General features: G+C 66.7%; 15 protein-coding genes. 7 read left to right on the top strand and 8 right to left on the bottom strand.

The window, feature by feature from the left end; genetic code table 11:
• Positions 1 to 9 precede the first annotated feature (9 nt).
• Complete coding sequence (gene ampR, locus ACUVWL_RS01200; RefSeq protein WP_049440344.1) at positions 10 to 876, top strand: LysR family transcriptional regulator AmpR; 867 nt, start codon at positions 10 to 12, stop codon at positions 874 to 876.
• A gap of 79 nt (positions 877 to 955) precedes the next feature.
• Here ampR and ACUVWL_RS01195 read toward each other — a convergent pair whose 3' ends face one another.
• The gene (locus tag ACUVWL_RS01195; protein WP_164167716.1) at positions 956 to 2,821 is read right to left on the bottom strand and encodes an ATP-binding cassette domain-containing protein; all 1,866 of its coding nucleotides are present in this window, start codon (positions 2,819 to 2,821) and stop codon (positions 956 to 958) included.
• A gap of 334 nt (positions 2,822 to 3,155) precedes the next feature.
• Here ACUVWL_RS01195 and ACUVWL_RS01190 point away from each other — a divergent pair, with 334 nt between their 5' ends.
• Positions 3,156 to 5,543: a TonB-dependent receptor plug domain-containing protein gene (locus ACUVWL_RS01190; protein WP_014648176.1), complete on the top strand. Its 2,388-nt coding sequence runs from the start codon at positions 3,156 to 3,158 to the stop codon at positions 5,541 to 5,543.
• 95 nt (positions 5,544 to 5,638) lie between these two features.
• Here the strand turns inward: ACUVWL_RS01190 and ACUVWL_RS01185 are convergent, their stop codons facing one another.
• Both ACUVWL_RS01185 and ACUVWL_RS01180 read right to left on the bottom strand, forming a co-directional pair.
• Complete coding sequence (locus ACUVWL_RS01185) at positions 5,639 to 6,667, bottom strand: hypothetical protein (protein WP_445978761.1); 1,029 nt, start codon at positions 6,665 to 6,667, stop codon at positions 5,639 to 5,641.
• 44 nt (positions 6,668 to 6,711) lie between these two features.
• Positions 6,712 to 7,227 carry a hypothetical protein gene (locus tag ACUVWL_RS01180; protein WP_445978760.1) on the bottom strand — a complete coding sequence of 172 codons (516 nt, stop codon included), beginning with the start codon at positions 7,225 to 7,227 and terminating at the stop codon, positions 6,712 to 6,714.
• A gap of 485 nt (positions 7,228 to 7,712) precedes the next feature.
• Here ACUVWL_RS01180 and ybaL point away from each other — a divergent pair, with 485 nt between their 5' ends.
• The gene (ybaL, locus tag ACUVWL_RS01175; protein WP_041863753.1) at positions 7,713 to 9,410 is read left to right on the top strand and encodes a YbaL family putative K(+) efflux transporter; all 1,698 of its coding nucleotides are present in this window, start codon (positions 7,713 to 7,715) and stop codon (positions 9,408 to 9,410) included.
• Positions 9,411 to 9,833: 423 nt separating this feature from the next.
• On the opposite strand, the gene ACUVWL_RS01170 is transcribed toward ybaL, so the two are convergent.
• Complete coding sequence (locus ACUVWL_RS01170) at positions 9,834 to 11,120, bottom strand: O-acetylhomoserine aminocarboxypropyltransferase/cysteine synthase family protein (protein ID WP_049440347.1); 1,287 nt, start codon at positions 11,118 to 11,120, stop codon at positions 9,834 to 9,836.
• Between the two features lie 179 nt (positions 11,121 to 11,299).
• Here ACUVWL_RS01170 and ACUVWL_RS01165 point away from each other — a divergent pair, with 179 nt between their 5' ends.
• From ACUVWL_RS01165 to ACUVWL_RS01155, 3 genes are all read left to right on the top strand, one after another.
• The gene (locus tag ACUVWL_RS01165) at positions 11,300 to 12,037 is read left to right on the top strand and encodes a response regulator transcription factor (protein ID WP_014648178.1); all 738 of its coding nucleotides are present in this window, start codon (positions 11,300 to 11,302) and stop codon (positions 12,035 to 12,037) included.
• Positions 12,034 to 13,323 carry an ATP-binding protein gene (locus tag ACUVWL_RS01160; RefSeq protein ID WP_049440348.1) on the top strand — a complete coding sequence of 430 codons (1,290 nt, stop codon included), beginning with the start codon at positions 12,034 to 12,036 and terminating at the stop codon, positions 13,321 to 13,323. The genes ACUVWL_RS01165 and ACUVWL_RS01160 overlap by 4 nt, the downstream gene beginning before the upstream one ends.
• A gap of 140 nt (positions 13,324 to 13,463) precedes the next feature.
• Positions 13,464 to 14,264, top strand: a complete 801-nt coding sequence (locus ACUVWL_RS01155) for a MipA/OmpV family protein (protein WP_046432175.1) — start codon at positions 13,464 to 13,466, stop codon at positions 14,262 to 14,264.
• A 39-nt stretch (positions 14,265 to 14,303) separates the two neighbouring features.
• Here the strand turns inward: ACUVWL_RS01155 and ACUVWL_RS01150 are convergent, their stop codons facing one another.
• From ACUVWL_RS01150 to ACUVWL_RS01140, 3 genes are all read right to left on the bottom strand, one after another.
• Complete coding sequence (locus ACUVWL_RS01150) at positions 14,304 to 14,849, bottom strand: hypothetical protein (protein ID WP_227864321.1); 546 nt, start codon at positions 14,847 to 14,849, stop codon at positions 14,304 to 14,306.
• Positions 14,850 to 14,942: 93 nt separating this feature from the next.
• On the bottom strand, positions 14,943 to 17,528 hold the full coding sequence (gene clpB, locus ACUVWL_RS01145; RefSeq protein ID WP_445978759.1) for an ATP-dependent chaperone ClpB: 2,586 nt from the start codon (positions 17,526 to 17,528) through the stop codon (positions 14,943 to 14,945).
• Between the two features lie 181 nt (positions 17,529 to 17,709).
• On the bottom strand, positions 17,710 to 18,531 hold the full coding sequence (locus ACUVWL_RS01140; RefSeq protein ID WP_241887048.1) for a DUF3014 domain-containing protein: 822 nt from the start codon (positions 18,529 to 18,531) through the stop codon (positions 17,710 to 17,712).
• Between the two features lie 169 nt (positions 18,532 to 18,700).
• On the opposite strand from ACUVWL_RS01140, the gene ACUVWL_RS01135 reads away from it, so the two are divergent.
• On the top strand, positions 18,701 to 19,411 hold the full coding sequence (locus ACUVWL_RS01135; RefSeq protein ID WP_053495831.1) for a glutathione S-transferase: 711 nt from the start codon (positions 18,701 to 18,703) through the stop codon (positions 19,409 to 19,411).
• 165 nt (positions 19,412 to 19,576) lie between these two features.
• Here the strand turns inward: ACUVWL_RS01135 and ACUVWL_RS01130 are convergent, their stop codons facing one another.
• Positions 19,577 to 21,187, bottom strand: coding sequence for a hypothetical protein (locus ACUVWL_RS01130; protein WP_126411287.1), 1,611 nt, complete (start codon positions 21,185 to 21,187; stop codon positions 19,577 to 19,579).
• Between the last annotated feature and the right edge of the window lie 277 nt (positions 21,188 to 21,464).

Genomic DNA, 21,464 nt, shown 5'->3' with positions numbered 1-21,464 from the left:
GGCTTTTCGATGTTGCACCCTACCCTGCCGCTGAACGCGCTGCGCGCTTTTGAAGCCGCCGCCCGCCACCAGAACTTCACCCGTGCCGCGCTCGAGCTGTGTGTCAGCCAGGCCGCGCTGAGCCATCAGATCCGTGGGCTGGAGGACCGGCTTGGCATCCGCCTGTTCCATCGCCTGCCACGCGGCGTGGCGCTCACCGATGAAGGGGCAGCGCTGTACCCGGTGCTCAACGAAGCGTTCGAGCGCATTTCCGCCAGCATCGCGCGCTATACCGGTGGCCCGGCACGCGAGGTGCTGACGCTGGGCGTGGTCGGTACCTTCGCCACCGGCTGGCTGCTGCCACGGCTGGCGGCGTTCGAAGCCGCGCACCCGGACATCGAGCTGCGCCTGCAGACCCACAACAACCGTATCGACCTGGCCGGCGAAGGGCTGGACCTGGCGATCCGCTTCGGCGATGGCGACTGGCAGGGCCAGGCCTGCACGGCAATCCTCGATGCGCCCTTCGCACCGCTGTGCGCCCCCGCATTGGCGCGGCGGCTGAAGCAACCGCGCGACCTCGCCACACTGCCGTTGTTGCGTTCCTACCGCAGCGACGAATGGCCGCGCTGGTTGCAGGCGGCCGGGGTGAGCGGCGTGGAAGCCCGCGGGCCGGTGTTCGATTCCTCACTGACGGTGGCGATGGCCGCCGCCGGGGGCGCCGGCGTGGCCTTGCTGCCCTTGTGCATGTTCGAGCAGGAACTGGCCGAAGGCCGCCTGCTGCAGCCCTTCGGCACCACCTTGGAGCTGGGCCGCTACTGGCTGACGCGGCTGCGCTCGCGCGCCGAGCGCGAACCAGCCAAGCGCTTCCGCGAATGGCTGCAGGCGCAGGGCACGTAACAAAAAAGGGGACGGAGGGGATTAAGTCGTTTGTGGCACAAACGACTTAATCCCCTCCGTCCCCTTTTTTTTTGCGTGATCAGGACTCCAGCAGCTCCATCCACGCCGCTTCGGCTTTCTCCAGCTGCGCGGCGGTGGTTTCGCGGTCACGTCCGATCACCGCCATGCGGGTGGCATCGGCATAGTTGGCCGGGTCGGCCAGCTGGCGGTCGAGCTCGGCCAGCGCGCCCTCCAGTTCGGCCACCTTGGCCTCGGCAGCCGCCAGCTTGTGTGGGTTCACCGGCTTCTTCTGCACCACCTGCGCCACCGGTGCGGTCTTGACCACCACCGGCTCTTCCACCTGCTCCATGCGCGCCTTGGTGCCCTGCGCCTGCGGGCGGGTGCGCAGCCACGCGGCGTACGCGTCCAGGTCGCCATCGAACGGTTCGACCACACCATCGGCCACGCGCCAATAGGTATCGCAGACCAGGCCGATGAGGTGGCGGTCATGCGAGACCATCACGATCGCGCCTTCGAAGGTGGCCAGCGCTTCGGCCAGTGCTTCGCGCATTTCCAGGTCAAGGTGGTTGGTCGGTTCGTCCAGCAGCAGCACGTTCGGCTGCTGCCAGGCGATCAGCGCCAGCGCCAGGCGCGCGCGCTCGCCACCGGAGAAGCCATCAACCGGCTCGAATGCACGATCGCCCGGGAAGTTCCACTTGCCGAGAAAATCGCGGAAGGACTGGTTCGGTGCGTCCGGGGCGATCTCGCGGAAGTGCTCCATCGGCGATTGGCCTTCGTGCAGCGATTCCACGGTGTGCTGGGCGAAGTAGCCGATCTTCAGGTCCGGGTGCGCCATGCGCTCGCCGACGATCGGTGCAAGTTCGCCCACCAGGGTCTTCACCAGGGTGGTCTTGCCCGCACCGTTCGGGCCGAGCAGGCCGATGCGCTGTCCCGCTTCCAGGCCGAAGCCGACGTTGTGCAGGATCACCGCGTCCTTGCCGTAACCGGCCTCGACGTGGTTCAGGCGGATCAGCGAGAACGGCAGCTTGGCCGGCGGCGCGAACTCGATGCGGAACTCACGCTCGGCGCGCACCGCTTCGGTGCCGGCCAGCTTGGCCAGGCGCTTCATGCGGCTCTGCGCCTGCGCGGCCTTGCTGGCCTGCGCCTTGAAGCGGTCGATGAAGCTCTGCAGGTGGGCGCGCTCGGCCTGTTCCTTTTCATGCGCGATCTGCTGCTGGCGCAGCTGTTCGGCCCGCTGGCGCTCGAAATCGGTGTAGCCGCCCGGGTAGAGCTTGGCGCCGCCGCCATGCAGGTGCAGGGTGTGGGTGGCCACGTTGTCGAGGAACTCGCGGTCATGCGAGATCAGCAGCAGGGTGCCCGGGTACTTCAGCAGCCACTGTTCCAGCCAGTACACCGCGTCCAGATCCAGGTGGTTGGTCGGCTCGTCCAGCAGCAGCAGGTCGCTGGGCATCATCAGCGCGCGCGCCAGGTTCAGGCGCACGCGCCAACCACCGGAGAACGAAGACACCGCGCGGTGGTGGGTCTCTGCGGGGAAACCGAGGCCGTGCAGCAGCTTGCCGGCGCGCGCCTCGGCGTCGTAGGCGTTGAGCTCGGCCATCTTCGTGTGCGCCTCGGCCACCGCTTCCCAGTCTTCGCGGGCGGTCGCGTCGGCCTCGGCGGCCAGCACCGCGGCCACCTCGAGGTCGCCGCCGAGCACGAAGCTCAGCGCCGGGTCGGGCAGCGACGGGGTTTCCTGGGCCACGCTGGCGATGCGCACCTTGCCGGGCAGGTCGACGTCACCCTTGTCGGCCTCCAGCTCGCCCTTCACCGCCGCGAACAGGCTGGACTTGCCAGCACCGTTGCGGCCGACCACACCTACCCGGTAACCGGCGTGCAGGGTCAGGTCGACATTGGACAACAGCAGCCGCTCGCCGCGGCGCAAGGCGAAATTACGAAGGGAGATCATCGGGGGAGGGGTCCATATAACCGGATGGAATGTGCTGGTGAGCACTGTTCCTGCGACGCAATTCTAGCGTTAACGAATACTTGACGCGTCCCGGGATGCGCAGTGGCCGACGTTCCTCTCTCCCACGTCCCCGCCGCGCGCGTCCCGGGGTCCCTTCCTGCCAGCGCTGATCCGGGCTAAATGGTTGCTGCTGCAACGTTTTTTCTGACGCCTGGCATTTGACAGGCACTGAATATCCCGTTAATTGCTGTATTGCGCACCGCAACAACCGCCGTCCGCCTCACGCTCGTGATGTCGATTCCGGTGCCGCCCCCGCCAACCGGAGCCCATCCCGATGACCCGCAAGACCCGCCTGATCGCCGCCGCCGTCGCTGTCGCACTCGGTGGCTCTCCGTTCGTCGCCGCTGCACAGCAGGCCGGCACCGCCGCCAACACCCTGGACACGGTGATCGTCACCGGCACCCGCGTGGCCGACCGCACGGTCGCCGAATCGCAGTCGCCGATCGACATCATCACCCCCGAAGTGCTGCAGTCCACCGGTACCAGTGAACTGGCCACTGCACTGTCGCGCGCCCTGCCCTCGCTGAACTTCCCGCGCCCGGCGCTGACCGACGGCACCAGCGGCGTGCGCCCGGCGCAGCTGCGCGGCCTGTCGCCGGACCAGGTGCTGGTGCTGGTCAACGGCAAGCGCCGCCACACCTCGGCGCTGATCAACGTCAACGGCAGCATCGGCCGTGGCTCGTCGGCGGTGGACATCAACGCGATCCCGATCGCCGCGATCGAGCGCGTGGAAGTGCTGCGCGACGGTGCCTCGGCGCAGTACGGCTCGGACGCCATCGCCGGCGTCATCAACATCGTGCTCAAGGGCAGCGGCAGTGGCGGCAGCCTGGCAGTGGACTACGGCCAGTACTCGGCCGGCGACGGCAACAAGTACCAGCTGTCCGGCGACACCGGCGTCGAGTTCGGCAACGGCCGCGGCCGCGTGCACGTGGCCGGCCAGATCAGCCAGCAGGACGAGAGCAACCGCGCCGGCCCGTACCGCGGCACCACGCCGAACACCGGCAACTTCCCCAGCATCGGCCAGAAGACCTTCATCGTCGGCGACCCGCGCGTGGATGCCACCGCGGCCTCGGCCAACGCCAGCTTCGACTTCAGCGACCACGTGACCGGCTACGCCAGCGCGCTGCTCAGCAACCGCGACATCACCTCGTTCGCGTTCTACCGTTCGCGCAACCACAGCGGGCAGAGCGCGCTGCTGGCGCAGACCTACCCGGACGGCTACGTGCCGGAGATCAACCAGTATTCCAAGGACCGCTCGCTGGTGGCCGGGGTCAAGGGCAACACCGACAACGGCTGGACCTGGGACCTGAGCCTGAACCACGGCGAGAACACCCTGGACTTCCACACCCGCAACAGCATCAACTACAGCCTGGGTGCGACCAGCCCGCGCTCGTTCTACGACGGCACGCTGAAGTACCAGCAGGACATCTTCAATGCCGATCTGACCAAGTCGCTGGACTGGGGCCTGGCCTACCCGGTCACGCTGTCCTTCGGCGGTGAGTACCGCAAGGAGAAGTGGGACCAGAACCCGGGCGAACTGAACTCGTACACCGGCAGCGGCGCGCAGGGCTTCGCGGGCTTCACCCCGACCAATGAAGTGCATGCCGACCGCCACAACTACGCGGTCTACGCCGGCCTGGAAGCGGACCTGACCGACAAGTTCTCGGCCGGCATCACCGGCCGCTACGAGGACTACTCGGACTTCGGCGACCGCTTCTCGGGCAAGCTGTCGGCGCGCTACGCGTTCACCGACAAGGTGGCGCTGCGGGCCACCGCCTCCAGTGGTTTCCGCGCGCCCTCGCTGGCGCAGCAGGGCTACCAGGCGGTGACCAGCCAGTTCCTCAATGGCGTATTCGTCGAGCGCGGCACCTTCCCGACCACCAGCCAGGCCGCGCAGGCGCTGGGCGCCTCGCCGCTGAAGGCCGAGACCTCCACCTCCTACAGCCTGGGCCTGGTGCTGCAGCCGGTCGACCGCCTGTACATCACCGTCGATGCCTACCAGATCGACATCGATGACCGCATCGCGCTGTCGTCGAGCATCACCACCAATGCCGCGACCAGCGCGCTGCTGGGCACCCTGGGCCTGCCGCAGGTGACCGCGTTCTCCTACTTCACCAACGGCCTGGATACGCGCACCCGCGGTGTCGACTTCGTCTCCAGCTACACGGTACCGTTCAGCGCCAGCAGCCTGGAGCTGACCGCGGCATACAGCTACAACGACACCGAAGTGCGCCGCGTTGGCGGCACCCCGCCGGTGTTCGGCACGCTGGGCCTGACCCAGTCGCTGATCGGCCGTGATGAGATCGGTCGCATCGAGGACAGCTACCCGCGCGACAAGGCGATCCTGAGCGGCACCTGGCGTTCGGACCACTGGGAGCTGGGCCTGGCCGCCACCCGCTACGGCAAATTCACCGTGCGCAACTCGGCCACCGCGCTGCGTGACCAGACCTACGGCGACGCCTGGGTGGTGGATGCCTCGGCCAGCTACAAGCCCAGCAGCAACTGGACCCTGACCGTGGGTGCCGACAACCTGCTGGACAAGTACCCGGACCGCACCGAAGACCTGCAGAACTCCACCTTCGGCATGCTGCCGTACAGCAACTACTCGCCGTTCGGCTTCAACGGCGCGTATGTGTACGGGCGGATCAAGTACACCTGGTAAGGGGTACTGCCGGCCGCTGGCCGGCATACCCTCGCCACATCTCTCACACCCGCCGGAATGATCCGGCGGGTGTTTGTTTTGTGCTGCGAGCAAGATCAGCCGCGCGGCTGGCAATTGGGCGTGCGATGACCTTCTGCGATCACACGGACAGACTCGAGACAGTTGTCCAGACTGTCAAAATTCACGCTCACTTGAAGACCAGGCAGCGACCAGCTCGCGCTGCCAAATGTTCCTTCATCACGCCAACGACTGGCTCGTTGACCCATGCGCTCTTCGAGAATGGACGGCGGATCATCGAATTGAAGACCGAATGGCAGCGGCCCAGCCCAAGCTCTTGAGTTTTCCAGTCGATCGCGGACGAAACTGATACCGGCGCATACCGGATGGCTACCGGGCAGGCCCCGCCCACTGCCAAAGTAAAGGATGAAGCCATGCTCGTCGGCTCTATCAACAACCTCGCTACTCGCCTCTGCCATCAGGCTCGCAAGACCAAGGTCCCGGAACACAGCCTGAAAATCAGTGCCGTCGGTCGATTTGCCAAGGACAGCAAGCACCTGCTCTGCTGACGGGTAGTCGTGCGTTGCCGATGCGCGAGACAATGGACGCATGGGAATTCCCAAGCTGATATCAAAGATCCCACACGCTCCTGCCTGCTTGATGCATTCAGCCTGATAGGTCAGACGAATGCGGTGGTCAGGCAACCACCACGCGTCACGCCTGCCGGCGTGCAACCTATCCGCAAAGCCCGCTGTGGCGAGTCTTTCGCGAGCCGTCGTCCTGTCGTCCTCCCATTGCAGGCCAAACGGCAGACCACCTTCGTACCTGCGCATGACATCCGGAATGCCTGCTGTCACCGCAACGTTGGTGAAGATCAGCTCACCGCTCTTGCCGTGCGAAGCAACGGATCGCCCGTTCCAGTAGTTGCGCTCGCTGAAGGAGAACAGCATGCCCTGCCCGCTCACACGCAGAATCGCCTCGTAAGGGCTTTTTGCAGGACGGGCCAGCTCTGGCCTTCGCCTGACGCCAAGCGATTGCAGCACCGCTGTGACGGCTGGGTCAGTGGCGCTTCTGCCAAACAGCGCTGTTACTGCCTGGATGTGCACCATATTTGTTGGAAGAATCATGGAAGGCCCACTGTCCGTTCGAGCGGGATGCGCATACGCCGCGATTACGCTTGGCGATGAGTACGGTCCACCGGAATGCCAACGGACACGCAGCGAATCGAATCTCCGGGACCGGAAAAATCCACCGTAAGCTCCAGACCGCCGACCCACCAAATATCCACTTCTCCAGAAAAGCCCATTTCGACAGCGTTCCCTGCACCCAGAACGGCAAGTCGCTCCCTGACATGTGGACGCAGCATTGAAAAGCTCAATCCGTGTGGCAAAGATCCAGCGTAGGTTCGCTTGTTTTTCCTGACTCCCCAGAAGATCGCGTCGGCCAGCACCCATGGGCCATCGTCCAGATCGTGATACGCAATGTCCTTCAGCAGTCCGATGTCCTTGAATTCCAACTGCAGCGAACCCTCGCTGTCGGTCCACATTCGCCTTCCTGCCAAGTTGAACGGATAGCGACGGAAGTCGACCTCGCCGATTTCCAGTTCAAGGAGCAACCGGGACAGGGAAGCAGAACTCGTGTCCTGACCTACCGCCTGAATCACTAATTCAATGTCGGGAAGCTTCATATGGTTGTTCACCCATGCGGTCTAAAGAAAGCAGGCCCCCGACTGGTTGGCAGGCAGAAGGGGCAATGAGCACATGGTGACGCGTGCGGGGCTCGGGAAAACTTCGGCCAGACCGCAGGCGTCCTACCCAGAACGCGCGCCACCGGAATGACTTCCCACCCTCGTATGCCAGTGGATCGACTGAAAAACCTTGGCGCACAGGGCAAAGGGCGCTGCGATGGCACCGCCGCGTATCGAACCCATCCTCCTTCCCGTGCCCGTCTCGGGTGGCGTCGGTCTGGTTCCGGTTCACGGTCCAGAGCAACTGGCCATCCCAAACAGGTCCGATCCCGACAGCGCCACCCTCGATCGCAGCGCACACGCCAGGTCGGACGCTGACCACTGATGGCTCCGCCCACGCAACGATCCGATACGCTGGCCAGGTTTGCCGTATGTGACCGCATCGGTGAAAATCGGGACATCCCCCCGATTTCCTGCGAGTGCCGATGCACCATGACACCGACCTGATCAACATCGTTGCCGTTGGCCTGGGGCTCGCCTTCATCTTCGGCGCGCTGGCCAACAAGCTCCGCTTGTCTCCCCTGGTCGGTTACCTGGTTGCTGGCATCTGCGTAGGCCCGTTCACTCCCGGCTTCGTCGCCGACCAGGCGCTGGCCAACCAGCTGGCCGAACTGGGCGTGATGCTGCTGATGTTCGGCGTCGGCCTGCACTTCTCGCTGAAGGACCTGATGGCGGTCAAGGCGATCGCCATCCCCGGCGCCATCGGCCAGATCGCGGTGGCCACCCTGCTCGGCTGGGGCGTGGCCTCGCTGATGGGCTGGCCGGCCATCCATGGCGTCATCTTCGGTTTCTCGCTGGCCACCGCCAGTACCGTGGTGCTGCTGCGGGCGATGGAGGAACGCCGCCTGCTGGAAACGATGCGCGGCAAGATCGCGGTCGGCTGGCTGATCGTGGAAGACCTGGCCTGTGTGCTGGCGCTGGTGATGATGCCGGTGATGGCCGGTGTGTTCGGTCCTGACGCGGCCAAGGAATCGCACTCGCTCGGCAGCGTGCTGGCCGACATCGGCTGGACCTTCGTGCAGCTGGGCCTGTTCGTGGCGGTGATGCTGGTGGTCGGTCGGCGGGTCATCCCGTGGATCCTCGAGCGCATCGCCGGTACCGGTTCGCGTGAGCTGTTCACCCTGTCGGTGCTGGCGATCGCGCTGGGCGTGGCGTTCGGCTCGGCGATGCTGTTCGGCGTCTCGTTCGCGCTGGGCGCGTTCTTCGCCGGCATGCTGCTCAACGAATCGGAGCTGAGCCACAAGGCCGCGCATGATTCGTTGCCGCTGCGCGATGCGTTCGCGGTGCTGTTCTTTGTGTCGGTCGGCATGCTGTTCGACCCCAACATCCTCGTCCAGCATCCGTGGCAGGTGCTGGCCACCGTCGCCATCATCATGTTCGGCAAGTCGGCGGCGGCATTCTTCATCGTGCGTGCGTTCGGCCACCCGACCAGCACCGCGCTGACCATCTCGGCCAGCCTGGCGCAGATCGGCGAGTTCGCCTTCATCATCGCCGGCCTCGGCGTGGCGCTGCAGATCCTGCCGAAGGAAGGCCAGTCGCTGGTGCTGGCCGGCGCGCTGGTGTCGATCATGCTCAACCCGCTGGTGTTCGGCCTGCTGGACCGTTGGCAGGCCAAGCAGGAGCAGTCTCCGCAGGTACCCGAGCCGCCCGAAGCGATCGGCCCGTCGCGCGACCTGCATGACCACGCCATCGTGATCGGTTACGGCCGCGTCGGCAGCGAACTGGCGCAGGTGCTGCGCGACCGTGGCGTGCCGGTGCTGGTGATCGATGACAACAAGGAACACGTCGAGCAGGCACATGCCAAGGGCCTGGCGGCGATCCGCGGCAGTGCCGCCGCCGACCGGGTGCTGGCCGAGGCCCATCCGGAGCGCGCCAAGATCGCGGTGCTGGCGATTCCGCAGCCGCTGGAAGCCGGTGAGGCGCTGGCCAAGCTGCGGGCGATCAATCCGGACCTGACCCTGCTGGCGCGCGCGCACAGCGATGCCGAGGTGAAGCATCTGCTGGAGCACGGCGCCGATGGCACGGTGATGGCCGAGCGCGAGCTGGCGTATTCGCTGGCGGAGATGATCATGTCCACGCCGCCGTACCGGAATCTGGGGCAGCACAGCATTCCGGTGGTGTGAGGGGTGTGCGTGCGGCAGGGCTTGCAGCCCTGCACCTGCCGAAACAACGGCAACGGCAAAAGCGGGCATAGCGTGGGATGGCGGGGTGGGTCCGATTGCGGGAGACGCCGTAAACCCTTCCATGGGGGCTTGGCCGCGGCATCCATGCCGCGGACACTCCCGCAACCGGACCCACCCCGCCTTCGACAGTTCCCTGCTGCTGTTGGTGGATGTCGACCTTGGTCGACACGGCGGCGCGCGGGGTCAGATCCGTTTTCCAAAGGAAAACGGATCTGACCCCGGAAACAAAAAATCCCCGGTCGACCCGCATCGACCGGGGATCTGGATCGCCACGTTGCCACGCCTTGGAGAGGCAGTTCCACCGTAACCCATCGCGGTGCCGGCGGTGATCGCCTGTGGCGATGACGACCAAGCGCGCAGCTATCAGGCGCCGGCCAGGGCCTGTTCCAGGTCCGCGCGCAGGTCGCCAATGTGCTCGATGCCGATCGACAGCCGCACGGTGTCCTCGCTGACACCGGCCTTGGCCAGCTCCGCTGCATCCAGCTGGCGATGCGTGGTCGAAGCCGGATGGGTGGCCAGTGACTTCGCATCCCCCAGGTTGACCAGGCGGGTGAACAGCTTCAGCGCATCGAGGAAGCGGGCGCCGGCCTCGCGCCCACCGGGCAGACCGAAGGTCAGTACGCCCGAGCCGTGTCCACCCAGATAGCGCTGCGCGGCGGCATGCTCGGGGTCGTCGGCCAGTCCGGCGTAGCGCACCCAGGCTACCCTGGCATGCGCCTTCAGGAACTGCGCAACGGCCAGCGCATTGGCATTGATGCGTTCCATGCGCAGGGCCAGGGTCTCGATGCCCTGCAGGATCAGGAACGCGTTGAACGGCGACAACGCAGCGCCCGTATTGCGCAGCGGCACCACCCGCGCGCGGCCGATGTAGGCCGCTGGCCCCAGGGCTTCGGTATAGACCACGCCGTGGTAACTGGGGTCGGGCTGGTTGAGCCGTGCGAAGCGTTGGGGCTGTGCGGTCCAGTCGAAGTGGCCGGAATCGATGATCGCGCCGCCCAGGCTGTTGCCGTGTCCCCCGAGGTATTTGGTCAGCGAATGCACCACGATGTCGGCGCCGTGCTCGAACGGGCGCAGCAGGAACGGCGTGGCCACGGTGTTGTCGACGATCAGCGGCACCCCGGCGGCATGCGCGACCTCGGCGATGGCGGCGATGTCGGTGACATTGCCGCGCGGGTTGCCGATGGATTCGACGAACACCGCCTTGGTGCGTTCGTCGATCAGCGCGGCGAACGCGGCCGGGTCGGCCGGGTCGGCGAAGCGCGCCTGGATGCCGTACTGCGGCAGCGTGTGCGCCAGCAGGTTGAGGCTGCCACCGTAGAGCGCACTGGAGGCGACGATGTTGTCGCCGGCCTCGGCGATGGTCTGGATGGCATAGGTGATCGCGGCCTGCCCCGAGGCCAGCGCCAGCGCGCCGATGCCGCCTTCCAGCGCGGCCAGGCGCTGCTCCAGCACGTCGGTGGTGGGGTTCATGATGCGCGTGTAGATGTTGCCCGGAACCTTCAGGTCGAACAGGTCAGCGCCGTGCTGGGTGTCATCGAAGGCATACGCCACGGTCTGGTAGATCGGCACCGCCACCGCGCGGGTGGTCGGGTCGGGACGGTAACCGCCGTGCACGGCCAGGGTTTCCAGTTGCCACTGCGGGTCGCTCATTGCACCAGGCTCCATCCGGGAAACCGCCACCATAGGCCAGCCAGGGCCGCCTGCTGAAAGCCGCTGGCGATGACGTCCGTACCCGCGGTTATCAGGTTGGCCGCGATTCAGGCAGTCGTCATGGGGCGTTGCTAGGCTGCGCCGCCGGGCGCTCCTGCCTGGGAACGGAGGCCCCACGCATGCAGCCATCCCCCTGGACTCCCCCTGCCAGCAGTTCGCCCACGTCGGTCCTGCTGGTGGAGGACGACCGTCGCCTGGCCGAACTGGTCAGCGACTATCTCCACGAACATGGCTTCGCCGTGCAGCACGTGGCACGCGGCGACCTCGCCAGCGCCGCCTGCCGCCAGCATGCACCGGAACTGGTGGTGCTGGACCTGATGCTGCCCGGCCTGGGGGGCATCGATGTGTGCCGGCAGATCCGCAGCTTCTCCGATGTGCCGATCCTGATGTTGACCGCCTGTGAGGACGACATCGAGCAGGTGCTGGGCCTGGAATCGGGTGCCGATGACTATGTGCACAAGCCGATCGAGCCACGCCTGCTGCTGGCCCGCCTGCGCGCCCTGCTGCGCCGCCGCCACGGCAGCAGCAATACCGGCACGCCCAGCCGGCTGATGCATGGTGAGCTGCTGATCGATCGCATGCAGCGCGAGGTGCACCTGCACGGCCAGCCGGTCGAGCTGGGCACCACGGAATTCGAGATCCTGTGGCTGCTGGCCAGCCAGCCGGGGCAGATCCTGTCGCGCGACCAGATCCTGCAGGCGGTGCGCGGCATCGGCTTCGACGGTCTGGACCGCAGCGTCGACGTCTGCATCGGCAAGCTGCGCCGCAAGCTCGGCGACGATGCGCGCGAACCGCGGCGGATCAAGACCGTGTGGGGGCGCGGCTACCAGTTCAATCCTGCGGCCTGGTCGGAATGAAGCGGCTGTTCCTGTGGCTGTGGTTCATCACCGGCGCCTGCTTCCTGGTGTCGGTGTTCTTTCTCAACCACATCCTGGATGGCATCTACACGCCCGTGCAGGATCGCGTGTTCGTGCAGCAGGTGCGCGGGCAGGTGTACGCCCTGCGCAGTGGCCTGGCCGGCCTGGACGCCGTCCAGCAGCGTGAGCGCCTGCAACAGTGGCAGCCACACTACGGCATCGCCCTGACCCTGCTCGACAAACCTCCCGCGCTCGACGCGCAGGAACAGGAGGCCGTGAAGGCCGATGGCTTCGTCGTGCGCGATCAGTACCAGCAGGTGCTGCTGCCCATCGACGGCATCGGCGGCCGCTGGCTGCACCTGCGCCTGCCCGGCGCGGTGCAGATGACGACGTACATGACCATCGCCGCCTACCTCAGCATCCTGCTGCTGGTGGGCGCCAGCCTGTATGCCTGGGTGCGCCTGCTCTGGCGCGACCTGGAAGCACTGCGCCGGCACGCCGACCGCATCGGTTCCGGCGACCTGCAGGCACGTGCGCAGGTTTCGCCCCGCTCGCAGATCCGGGTCATCGTCGAACACTCCAACCGCATGGCGGCACGCGTGGCCGAACTGGTGCAGCGCCAGCGCGACCTGACCCATGCCATTTCGCACGAACTGCGCACGCCCATCGCGCGCGTGGCCTTCGGCCTGGACCTGATGCAGGACAGCGATGACCGCGAACGCCGCGCACGGCTGGCGCAGGGCCTGCACGGCGACCTGGCCGAGCTCAACCGGCTGGTCAGCGAACTGCTGGCCTACGAACGGCTGGAGCATCCCAGCGAGGGCGAACCGATGCAGCGCATCGAAGCCAACGACTGGCTCCAGGCCTGCCTGGCCGATGCCCGCCGCGATGCCGAACGTGCCGGCATTGTCCTGCGCGTGCAGCCCAGCGCGTTGCCGCGAGTGGATGCCGAGCCACGCCTGTTGCAGCTGGCGCTGAGCAACCTGGTCGGCAATGCGCTGCGCCACGCGCGTTCGCAGGTGGAGGTCTCGCTGGTCGGTATCAGCGGCCGCGCCTGCCTGCGCGTGGACGATGACGGCCCGGGCATCGCCGAAGCCGATCGGGAGAAGGTGATGCGCCCGTTCACCCGCCTGGACGACAGCCGCAGCCGCGATACCGGCGGCTTCGGCCTGGGCCTGGCCATTGTCGGCCGCATTGCAGCCCGCCACGGCGGCGAGCTGCGCATCAGTCGCGCCACGCTGGGCGGCGCGCGCCTGGAAATGCACTGGCCGCTGGCTGCCAGCTGAACGCCCAAGGGCGCCATTACAGTTGATTACAACTCCCGCACAACTGCGGACGGATCGGTCGCCGGCATATCGCCACGCTGGCAACCCTGCAGCACTCGCCGGATGCGCGCGCTGCTTTCCTCCCATTGCCGAGAGTTTCCATGTCCCAGCTTCGCCGTTCCCCCGCCCTGCTCTGCCTGGCCGTGTTGCCGCTGTTCGCCGCCCCGATCGCCCACGCCAAGGATGACCACTGGACCTTCGAGCTCGCCGCCGGTGGCGGCGTGGCACCGCGTTACAGCGGCAGCGAGGAGTATCGTGCGACGCCGTCGCTGTCCTTTGATGTCACCTCGCCGGGGGGATGGTTTCTGGGCACCAGTGGCATCGGCTGGGGCACCTCCCTCGGCGAGCACACGCGCGTGCGTGCCTATGTCGGCGCCAGCGGCATCCGCAAGGACAAGGACTCGCTGCTGGGCGGTTCGGACTTCCTGCGCGGCATGGGTGATATCGATACCCGTCCCCTGGTCGGCGTCTCGGCTGGTTATACGCTGGGCGAAGCCGTGCTGAGCGGCTCCTGGCAGTTCACCCGCAAGGACGAGGACAAGGCCGAGAACGGCCTGGCCACCCAGCAGATCCATCTGAACCTGAGCATGCCGCTGTTCGACCTGGCCGGTGGCGTGGTCAGCGGCAGTGTTTCCACCGACTACGGCAACCGCGGCTACATGCAGACCTGGTACGGCGTCAGCCCGGAACAGGCCAAACGCACGGGCTTCGCCGAGCACAGGCCGAAGGCCGGCCTGGTCAGTGCCGGTGTCGGCCTGAAGTGGAGCCACCGCGTGGGCCGCAACGGCAACTGGTACATCTCGGCCGAAGGCACGCGCCTGCTCGGCGATGCGGCCAACAGCCCGATCGTGCAGAAGGCAAACCAGTTCGGGCTGATGAGCGGTTACACCCACCGCTTCTGATGCATGAAGGGCGCCGCAGGGCGCCCTTTCCCTCTGCGGTCAGCGGCAGGCCGGTGCGTCGCCGTTGCCGCACAACCCGACCTCGCGCAGCCAGCCGATCCACTGCACGACGTCCTCCTTCTCCGGCTCGGAGCGGAACGACTTCTGCACGGTGTGGAAGCCCTGCCTGCCCTGCACGCCCTTGATCCAGGTGAACTCCGGCTTGCCTGTCCCCGGATTCCGCGGGCAGCTGAGCATCAGCAGGGCGAATGGCCGTCCCCCTTCTTCACCTTCGCGGATCCAGTGGCTCTGCGCCGCCGGACAGGCGATGCGCCACCCCGCCTCGATGATGCCGAGGAACTCACGCGGACTCACATGGCCACTGTTCGGCGCATCGTTGACGGTGACCATGTCGGTCCAGTCGTGCACGGTCTGGCCCTGTGGCACGTACTCGGTGATGCGGTTGCCTTGCGCGTCGGTGCTCTGGTGGGCCTGCTGGTAGCCCTTCATCGGCGGCAGCTGGACCTGTTCGGCGGCCGCGGCGTGTCCACAAACAGCAGCCAACGCCAGCGTCATGCAGAGTGAAGCCCTGCGGGCAACGTCCATGCGGTTCTCCTCATCCTTGCGAAAGTGAAACAGGACCATCGTGCGCTGCCAAGGCTCGGATGGCGCCCCAGCCATGGCCGGGGCGCCACCGGTTCAAGCCTTGGCGAACACCAGGCGACCACCGTCGTTGCCGACTTCGATGGTATCGCCGTTGACGAAGGCGCCGGACAGGATCTGCTGCGCCAGCGGGTTTTCCAGCTGCGACTGGATCGCACGCTTCAACGGGCGCGCGCCGTACACCGGATCGAAGCCGACGTTGCCGAGCAGGTCGAACGCCGCATCGGAGACCGCCAGCTTCAACCCGCGCTCGGCCAGCCGCTTCTCAAGCCCGCGCATCTGGATGCGCGCGATCTGCTTGATCTGCTGCTTGTCCAGCGGGTGGAACACCACGATGTCGTCCAGGCGGTTGATGAACTCCGGACGGAAGTGCGCCTGCACCACGCCCATCACCGCTGCCTTCATCTGCGTGTAGGCCTCCGGGCTGTCGTCGGCGCTCATGTCCTGGATCTGGTGCGAGCCCAGGTTCGAGGTCATCACGATGACGGTATTGCGGAAGTCCACGGTGCGGCCCTGGCCATCGGTCAGGCGGCCATCGTCCAGCACCTGCAGCAGGATGTTGAACACATCCGGATGCGCCTTCTCCACTTCGTCCAGCAGGATCAGCGAATACGGGCGACGGCGCACCGCCTCGGTCAGGTAGCCGCCTTCCTCGTAGCCCACGTAACCCGGGGGGGCGCCGATCAGGCGGGCGACGCTGTGCTTCTCCATGAATTCGCTCATGTCGATGCGGATCATCGCGTCGGCGCTGTCGAACAGGAATTCGGCCAGCGACTTGCACAGCTCGGTCTTGCCGACGCCGGTCGGGCCGAGGAACAGGAACGAGCCGGCCGGACGGTTCGGATCGGACAGGCCTGCACGCGAACGGCGCACGGCATCGGAGACGACCTTGATCGCTTCCTCCTGGCCGACCACACGGTTGTGCAGCACTTCTTCCATGCGCAGCAGCTTGTCGCGCTCGCCTTCGAGCATCTTGTTGACCGGAATGCCGGTCCAGCGCGACACGACCTCGGCGATCTCCTCGTCGGTGACCCGGTCCTGCACCAGCTTGAAGTCCTTGTGCTCGGCTTCCTGGGCCGCGGCCAGCTGCTTTTCCAGCTGCGGCAACAGGCCGTACTGGATCTCGCTCATCTTGGCGAAATCCTGGCGGCGCTGCGCGGCTTCCAGTTCCAGCTTGGCCTGCTCGACCTGCTCCTTGATCTTGGTGGCGCCCTGCAGCGCAGCCTTCTCCGACTTCCAGATTTCATTGAGGTCGGAGAACTCGCGCTCCAGCCCGTCGATGTCGTTCTCCAGGTCGGCCAGCCGCTGCCGCGAGGCTTCGTCCTTTTCCTTCTTCAGCATCTCGCGCTGGATCTTCAGCTGGATCACCCGGCGTTCCAGGCGATCCAGCTCCTCCGGCTTGGAGTCGATCTCCATGCGCAGGCGCGAGGCCGCCTCGTCCATCAGGTCGATGGCCTTGTCCGGCAGCTGGCGATCGGTGATGTAGCGGTTGGACAGCGTGGCGGCGGCCACGATGGCCGGGTCGGTGATCTCCACCCCGTGGTGCACGGCGTACTTTTCCTTCAGCCCGCGCAGGATCGCGATGGTGTCCTCCACCGACGGCTCACCGACGAACACTTTCTGGAAGCGGCGCTCCAGCGCAGCGTCCTTCTCGATGTACTTGCGGTATTCGTCCAGCGTGGTCGCACCGATGCAGTGCAGCTCGCCGCGTGCCAGCGCCGGCTTCAGCATGTTGCCGGCATCCATCGCGCCGTCGGCCTTGCCCGCGCCGACCATGGTGTGCAGTTCATCGATGAACAGGATGATCTGGCCTTCGTTCTTGGCCAGGTCGTTGAGTACACCCTTCAGTCGCTCCTCGAATTCGCCGCGGAACTTGGCCCCGGCGATCAGCGCGCCCATGTCCAGCGACAGCACGCGCTTGCCGCGCAGGCCCTCGGGTACTTCGTCGTTGATGATGCGCTGGGCCAGCCCTTCCACGATCGCGGTCTTGCCCACGCCGGGTTCGCCGATCAGCACCGGGTTGTTCTTGGTCCGGCGCTGCAGCACCTGGATGGTGCGGCGGATTTCCTCGTCACGGCCGATCACCGGGTCGAGCTTGCCGCTCTCGGCCCGCGCGGTCAGGTCGATGGTGTACTTCTCCAGCGCCTGCCGCTGCTCCTCGGCATTCTCCGACTGCACGTTCTCGCCGCCACGCAGCTTGTCGATCGCCGCCTGCAGGCGCGTCTTGTCGGCACCAGCGGCGCGCAGCGCCATGCCCAGCGTGCCGCCATCGTCCAGCGCCGCCAGCACGAACCACTCGCTCGCAATGAAGGCGTCCCCGTGCTGCTGCGCCAGCTTGTCGGTCTGGTTCAGCAGGCGCCCCAGATCGTTGCCCATCGAGACGTTGCCGGCCTGGCCGGATACCTTGGGCAGTGCGTCCAGCGCCTCGGTCAGGCGCTCGCGCAGCACCGGCACGTTCACCCCGGCCTGGGCCAGCAGCGGGCGCGTGCTGCCACCCTGCTGGTCCAGCAGCGCGCTGAACAGGTGAACCGATTCGATGATGCTGTTGTCGCGGCCCACGGCCAACGACTGTGCGTCTGCCAGCGCCTGCTGGAAACGCGAGGTGAGCTTGTCCATCCGCATTGCGAATCCTCATCGGTCTTCAGGGCCGGCCTGGGCCGGCAATGCTGGAAAGATGCGGTTGCCCCACCCGGTTTCAAGGGTGGCTGCGACTGCACCCCGGGGCCAGTCAGCCTGCGGCCAGCATGCCGGAGCGCGTGTGGTCGGCGCGTTGATCCCGATCAGTTCCGCACGGTGGACGGGCTCAGCGGGTGATCGTGCTGCGGATCGCCCGCAGCTGCTGCTTGATCGCCCGCGCCTGTGCAGGATCCATGCGTAGCAGGGCCTTCTGCCCGATCGAGCGTGACTGCAGGGTGGGATCGACGAAGCGATAGCGGCCGCGTTCATCGCGCTGCACCAGCGGCGACTGGGCCAGTTCCGGGGTGTCCAGCAGGTGGTCGATCACCATGACCAGGCGGTCGTTGAAATAACCCTCGGGCCGGCCAAGGTCGGCATAGGCCTGCTGGATCAGCGGATAGAAGCGCTTGTAAGCGGTAGCCGTTGCCGTCGGGTCCAGCGCAGTGAACGCCTGTACGTAAGGCGCATAGCGTGCCGCATTGCTGGCGGCGATGCGTTCGCCGCCTTCGCCCGTATCGACCTGCAGGTTGCCCGGCAGCGGCCGCGCGGCCAGCGCGGTCGGCGGCACGCTGGGCTTGTCCAGGTTGTCGACCTGGGTGACCAGGCGCTGGATCAGGTGATCACGCAGCAGCAGGGTCAGCGGCCCCTCGCCTTGGAACAGCTGGCTCAGTGCGCCCCAGGCCGCGGCGTCGCTGTCAGCCAGTTTCGGCAGCGCCGGGTCGGCGGCGGCCTCGGTATCCAGCGGATGCCTGATCGATGGTGGTGCTGGCGCGGGCTCTGCGGCCGCCTGCGATTGTGCCGGTGCACTGGTACTGGCAGGGTTTGATTGCACCGGCACCGGGACACCGTCGGCCAGGCTCTTCAGCTGATCGCGGAACAACCAGCCGCCCGCGCCACCGATCACCACCACACCCAACACCCAGGGCCAGACCGCCTTTCCACTCTGCATGATGCAGCACCTCGTTTCACACGCAATGGAGAAGGTGTGACCCCATCGATTGCAGCCGGTTCCCCGCCTGTTCCGCTGCCGTTCGGGTTCAGGCACGCGTCGTCCACGCTCACGTCTGCTTTGCGCCACCCGCGCGAGGCTAGGAGTCCTGTCCCGTGGAGACTCTGCCATGCAGTACGCGCTGTACTACTGGACCGGCATCCAGGGCCGTGGCGAGTTCGTGCGCCTGGCGCTGGAAGATGCCGGCGCCGACTACATCGACATGGCGCGGGTGCACGGCGATGCGGTGATGCAGCCGTTTCTGGAGGGTCGCAACGAAGGGGCACAGCCCTTTGCGCCGCCGTTCCTGAAGGCCGGCCGCCAGGTCATCGCGCAGGTCGCGGCGATCCTGGATTTCCTCGGCCCGACGCTGGACCTGGTGCCGCAGGCCGCATCGCGGCGGATGCAGGCGCTGCAACTGCAGTTGACCATCGCCGACCTGGTAGCCGAGGTGCACGACACCCACCATCCGATCGCCGCATCGAAGTACTACGAACAGCAGAAGACCGAGGCCAGGGCACGAGCCGCGTCACTGCGCAGCGAGCGCCTGCCCAAGTTCCTCGGCTATTTCGAGCAGGTGATGGCCGCCAACGGTGGCCGCCATGCACTGCGCGAGCACTCCTATGTGGATCTGTCACTGTTCCAGCTGCTGAGCGGGCTGGACTACATGTTTCCGCGCCGCATGCAGGCGCTCGGCCCCACCCTGCCCCGGCTGCGCGCGCTGCAGGAACGAGTGGCGAAACGACCCAACATCGCCGCCTATCTGGCGTCTGAGCGGCGGTTGCCGTTCAACACCAACGGCATCTTCCGCCATTACCCGGAACTGGACGCCGAACGGTAGTGCCGGCCGCTGACCGGCAGAGCGCGCTGTGATCATTCGCCACCTGCAACACGCCCCTGTAGAGCCGAGCCATGCTCGGCTCAGAGCAGCCGAGCGCAGGCTCGGCTCTACAGAGCACCAGAAGTGGAAGGAGCGGTAACGCCGGGCCATGCCCGGCGTCACCGGTCAATGATCGGTGCGATCACCCAGCGGTTGCACCGGCTGCTTCTGCAGCGAAAGCAGGCCCAGCAGCACCGCCAGGGCCACGTAGGCGCCGGCAAACTGCAAACTGATGATGCGCGCCAATCCTTCCAGGTCCCACGGCAGGTAGATGCCACCGCGCGGGTCCACCGAGTGGATCAGGCCGAACAGGGTCAGCCCGGCGGCCACCAGCAGGACGCCACAGGCACGGCGCAGGCGGCCATCGACCATCGCCGCCACGGCCGAGATCCACAGCATCGAGGTGATGATGAAGCCATTGCCCAGGGTGAAGATCACCGCCAGCTCGGGCAGGCCGTGGCCGTCGAGCTTGGTCAGCAGCTGCGGCAGCTGGTCCGGTGCGATCCAGCCCGGCGCCTTGATCGCCAGCAGGTAAGCCACCGACGGCAGGAAACCGAACACCATCGCGCCGGTATGGTGGCGCGGCGTGGCCTGGAAGGCCTGGGTGGTGATGTCGATGGCCACGTACACGATGATCGGTGCCAGCACCGCCAGCGGCAGCCACTGCACCAGCCCGGAGATGATGCCGAGCATGCCGCCGATGCCGACGAACAGGCCGGTCAGCAGCGTGTAGCCGCTGCGCGCGCCCATGTGCTTGTAGGCAGGCTGGCCGATGTAGGGCGTGGTCTGCGCGACACCGCCACAGACACCCGCCACCAGCGTGGCCACCGCTTCCACCAGCAGGATGTCGCGGGTGCGGTAGTCATCGCCAGCCGCGCGTGCGCTCTCAGACACATTGATGCCGCCGACCACCATCAGCAGGCCGAACGGCAGCAGCAGCGGCAGGTAGGTCATCGCCGTGGGCAGGCCCTCAAGGAAGCCCAGCGTCGGCAGCGGCAGCACCACCTGCGGCGGCACCCATTCCGGCACATGGAAGCCGGGCGCGCCCAGCCCGGCCAGTCCAAGGCCGTAATACAGCACGGTGCCGAACACGAAGGCCAGCAGCACGCCCGGGCCACGCACCGGCAGCTTGCCCTTGGCGATCAGCACATACAGCAGCAGGCCCAGCGTGGTGAAGCCGACCAGCGGCGAGCGCAGCGTTTCCAGCAGCGGCAGCAGGCCCATCAGCACCAGCGCGATGCCGGCGATGGAACCCAGCAGCGCAGCTCGCGGCAGTGCGCGGGTGACCGCTTCACCGAAGAACGACAGCACGAACTTGAGCACGCCCATGATGACCAGCGCGGCCATGCCCAGCTGCCAAGTGGCGATGCCCGCAGCGTGCGGGTCCATGCCCTGCTGCTTGAACGCGAGGAAGGCCGGGCCGAGCACCAGCAGGGCCATGCCGATGCTGGTGGGGGCATCCAGGCCGAGCGGCATGGCGGTGACATCGTCGCGGCCGGTACGTGCCGCCAGCCGGCGCGCCATCAGGGTGTACAGCAGGTTGCCGACCAGCACGCCAAAGGCGGTGCCGGGGAACATTCGGCCGAACACCACGTCGGCGGGGAACTGGAAGATCCCGACCAGGGCCATGGCGATGAAGCCGAGGATGGAGAGGTTGTCGACGACCAGGCCGAAGAAGCCGTTGAAGTCGCCGGCGACGAACCAGCGACGCGGTACGGCGGAAGCGGGAGCGGACATGGAAGGGGCGGTGGGGGTGGGGAGCGCCGATGGTAGGCCCAGCGAGGCCGGCGCGCCAATTCCGTCGTGGAATGATGGGTTCCAGCCAACGGCGGGGCCCCTCGTGGCTGGTCGCGGGTAGAGTCGACTGTTAGTCGACTGGCATTGCGAGTTCGGCCGGTCGGGGGGGCTGCGCAGGACACGCCGTAAATCCCCAGACCGGCCCAGCCGCTGGCGGCTGTGCGTTCGGGCCTTGCGAAGCAGTGCTTCGCAAGCAAAGCGCCCTCACCCACGGGGG

Source organism: Stenotrophomonas muris (genome assembly GCF_052751275.1).
Note: the sequence above shows the minus strand (reverse complement) of the source record. Positions and strands in the feature narration are given on the sequence as shown.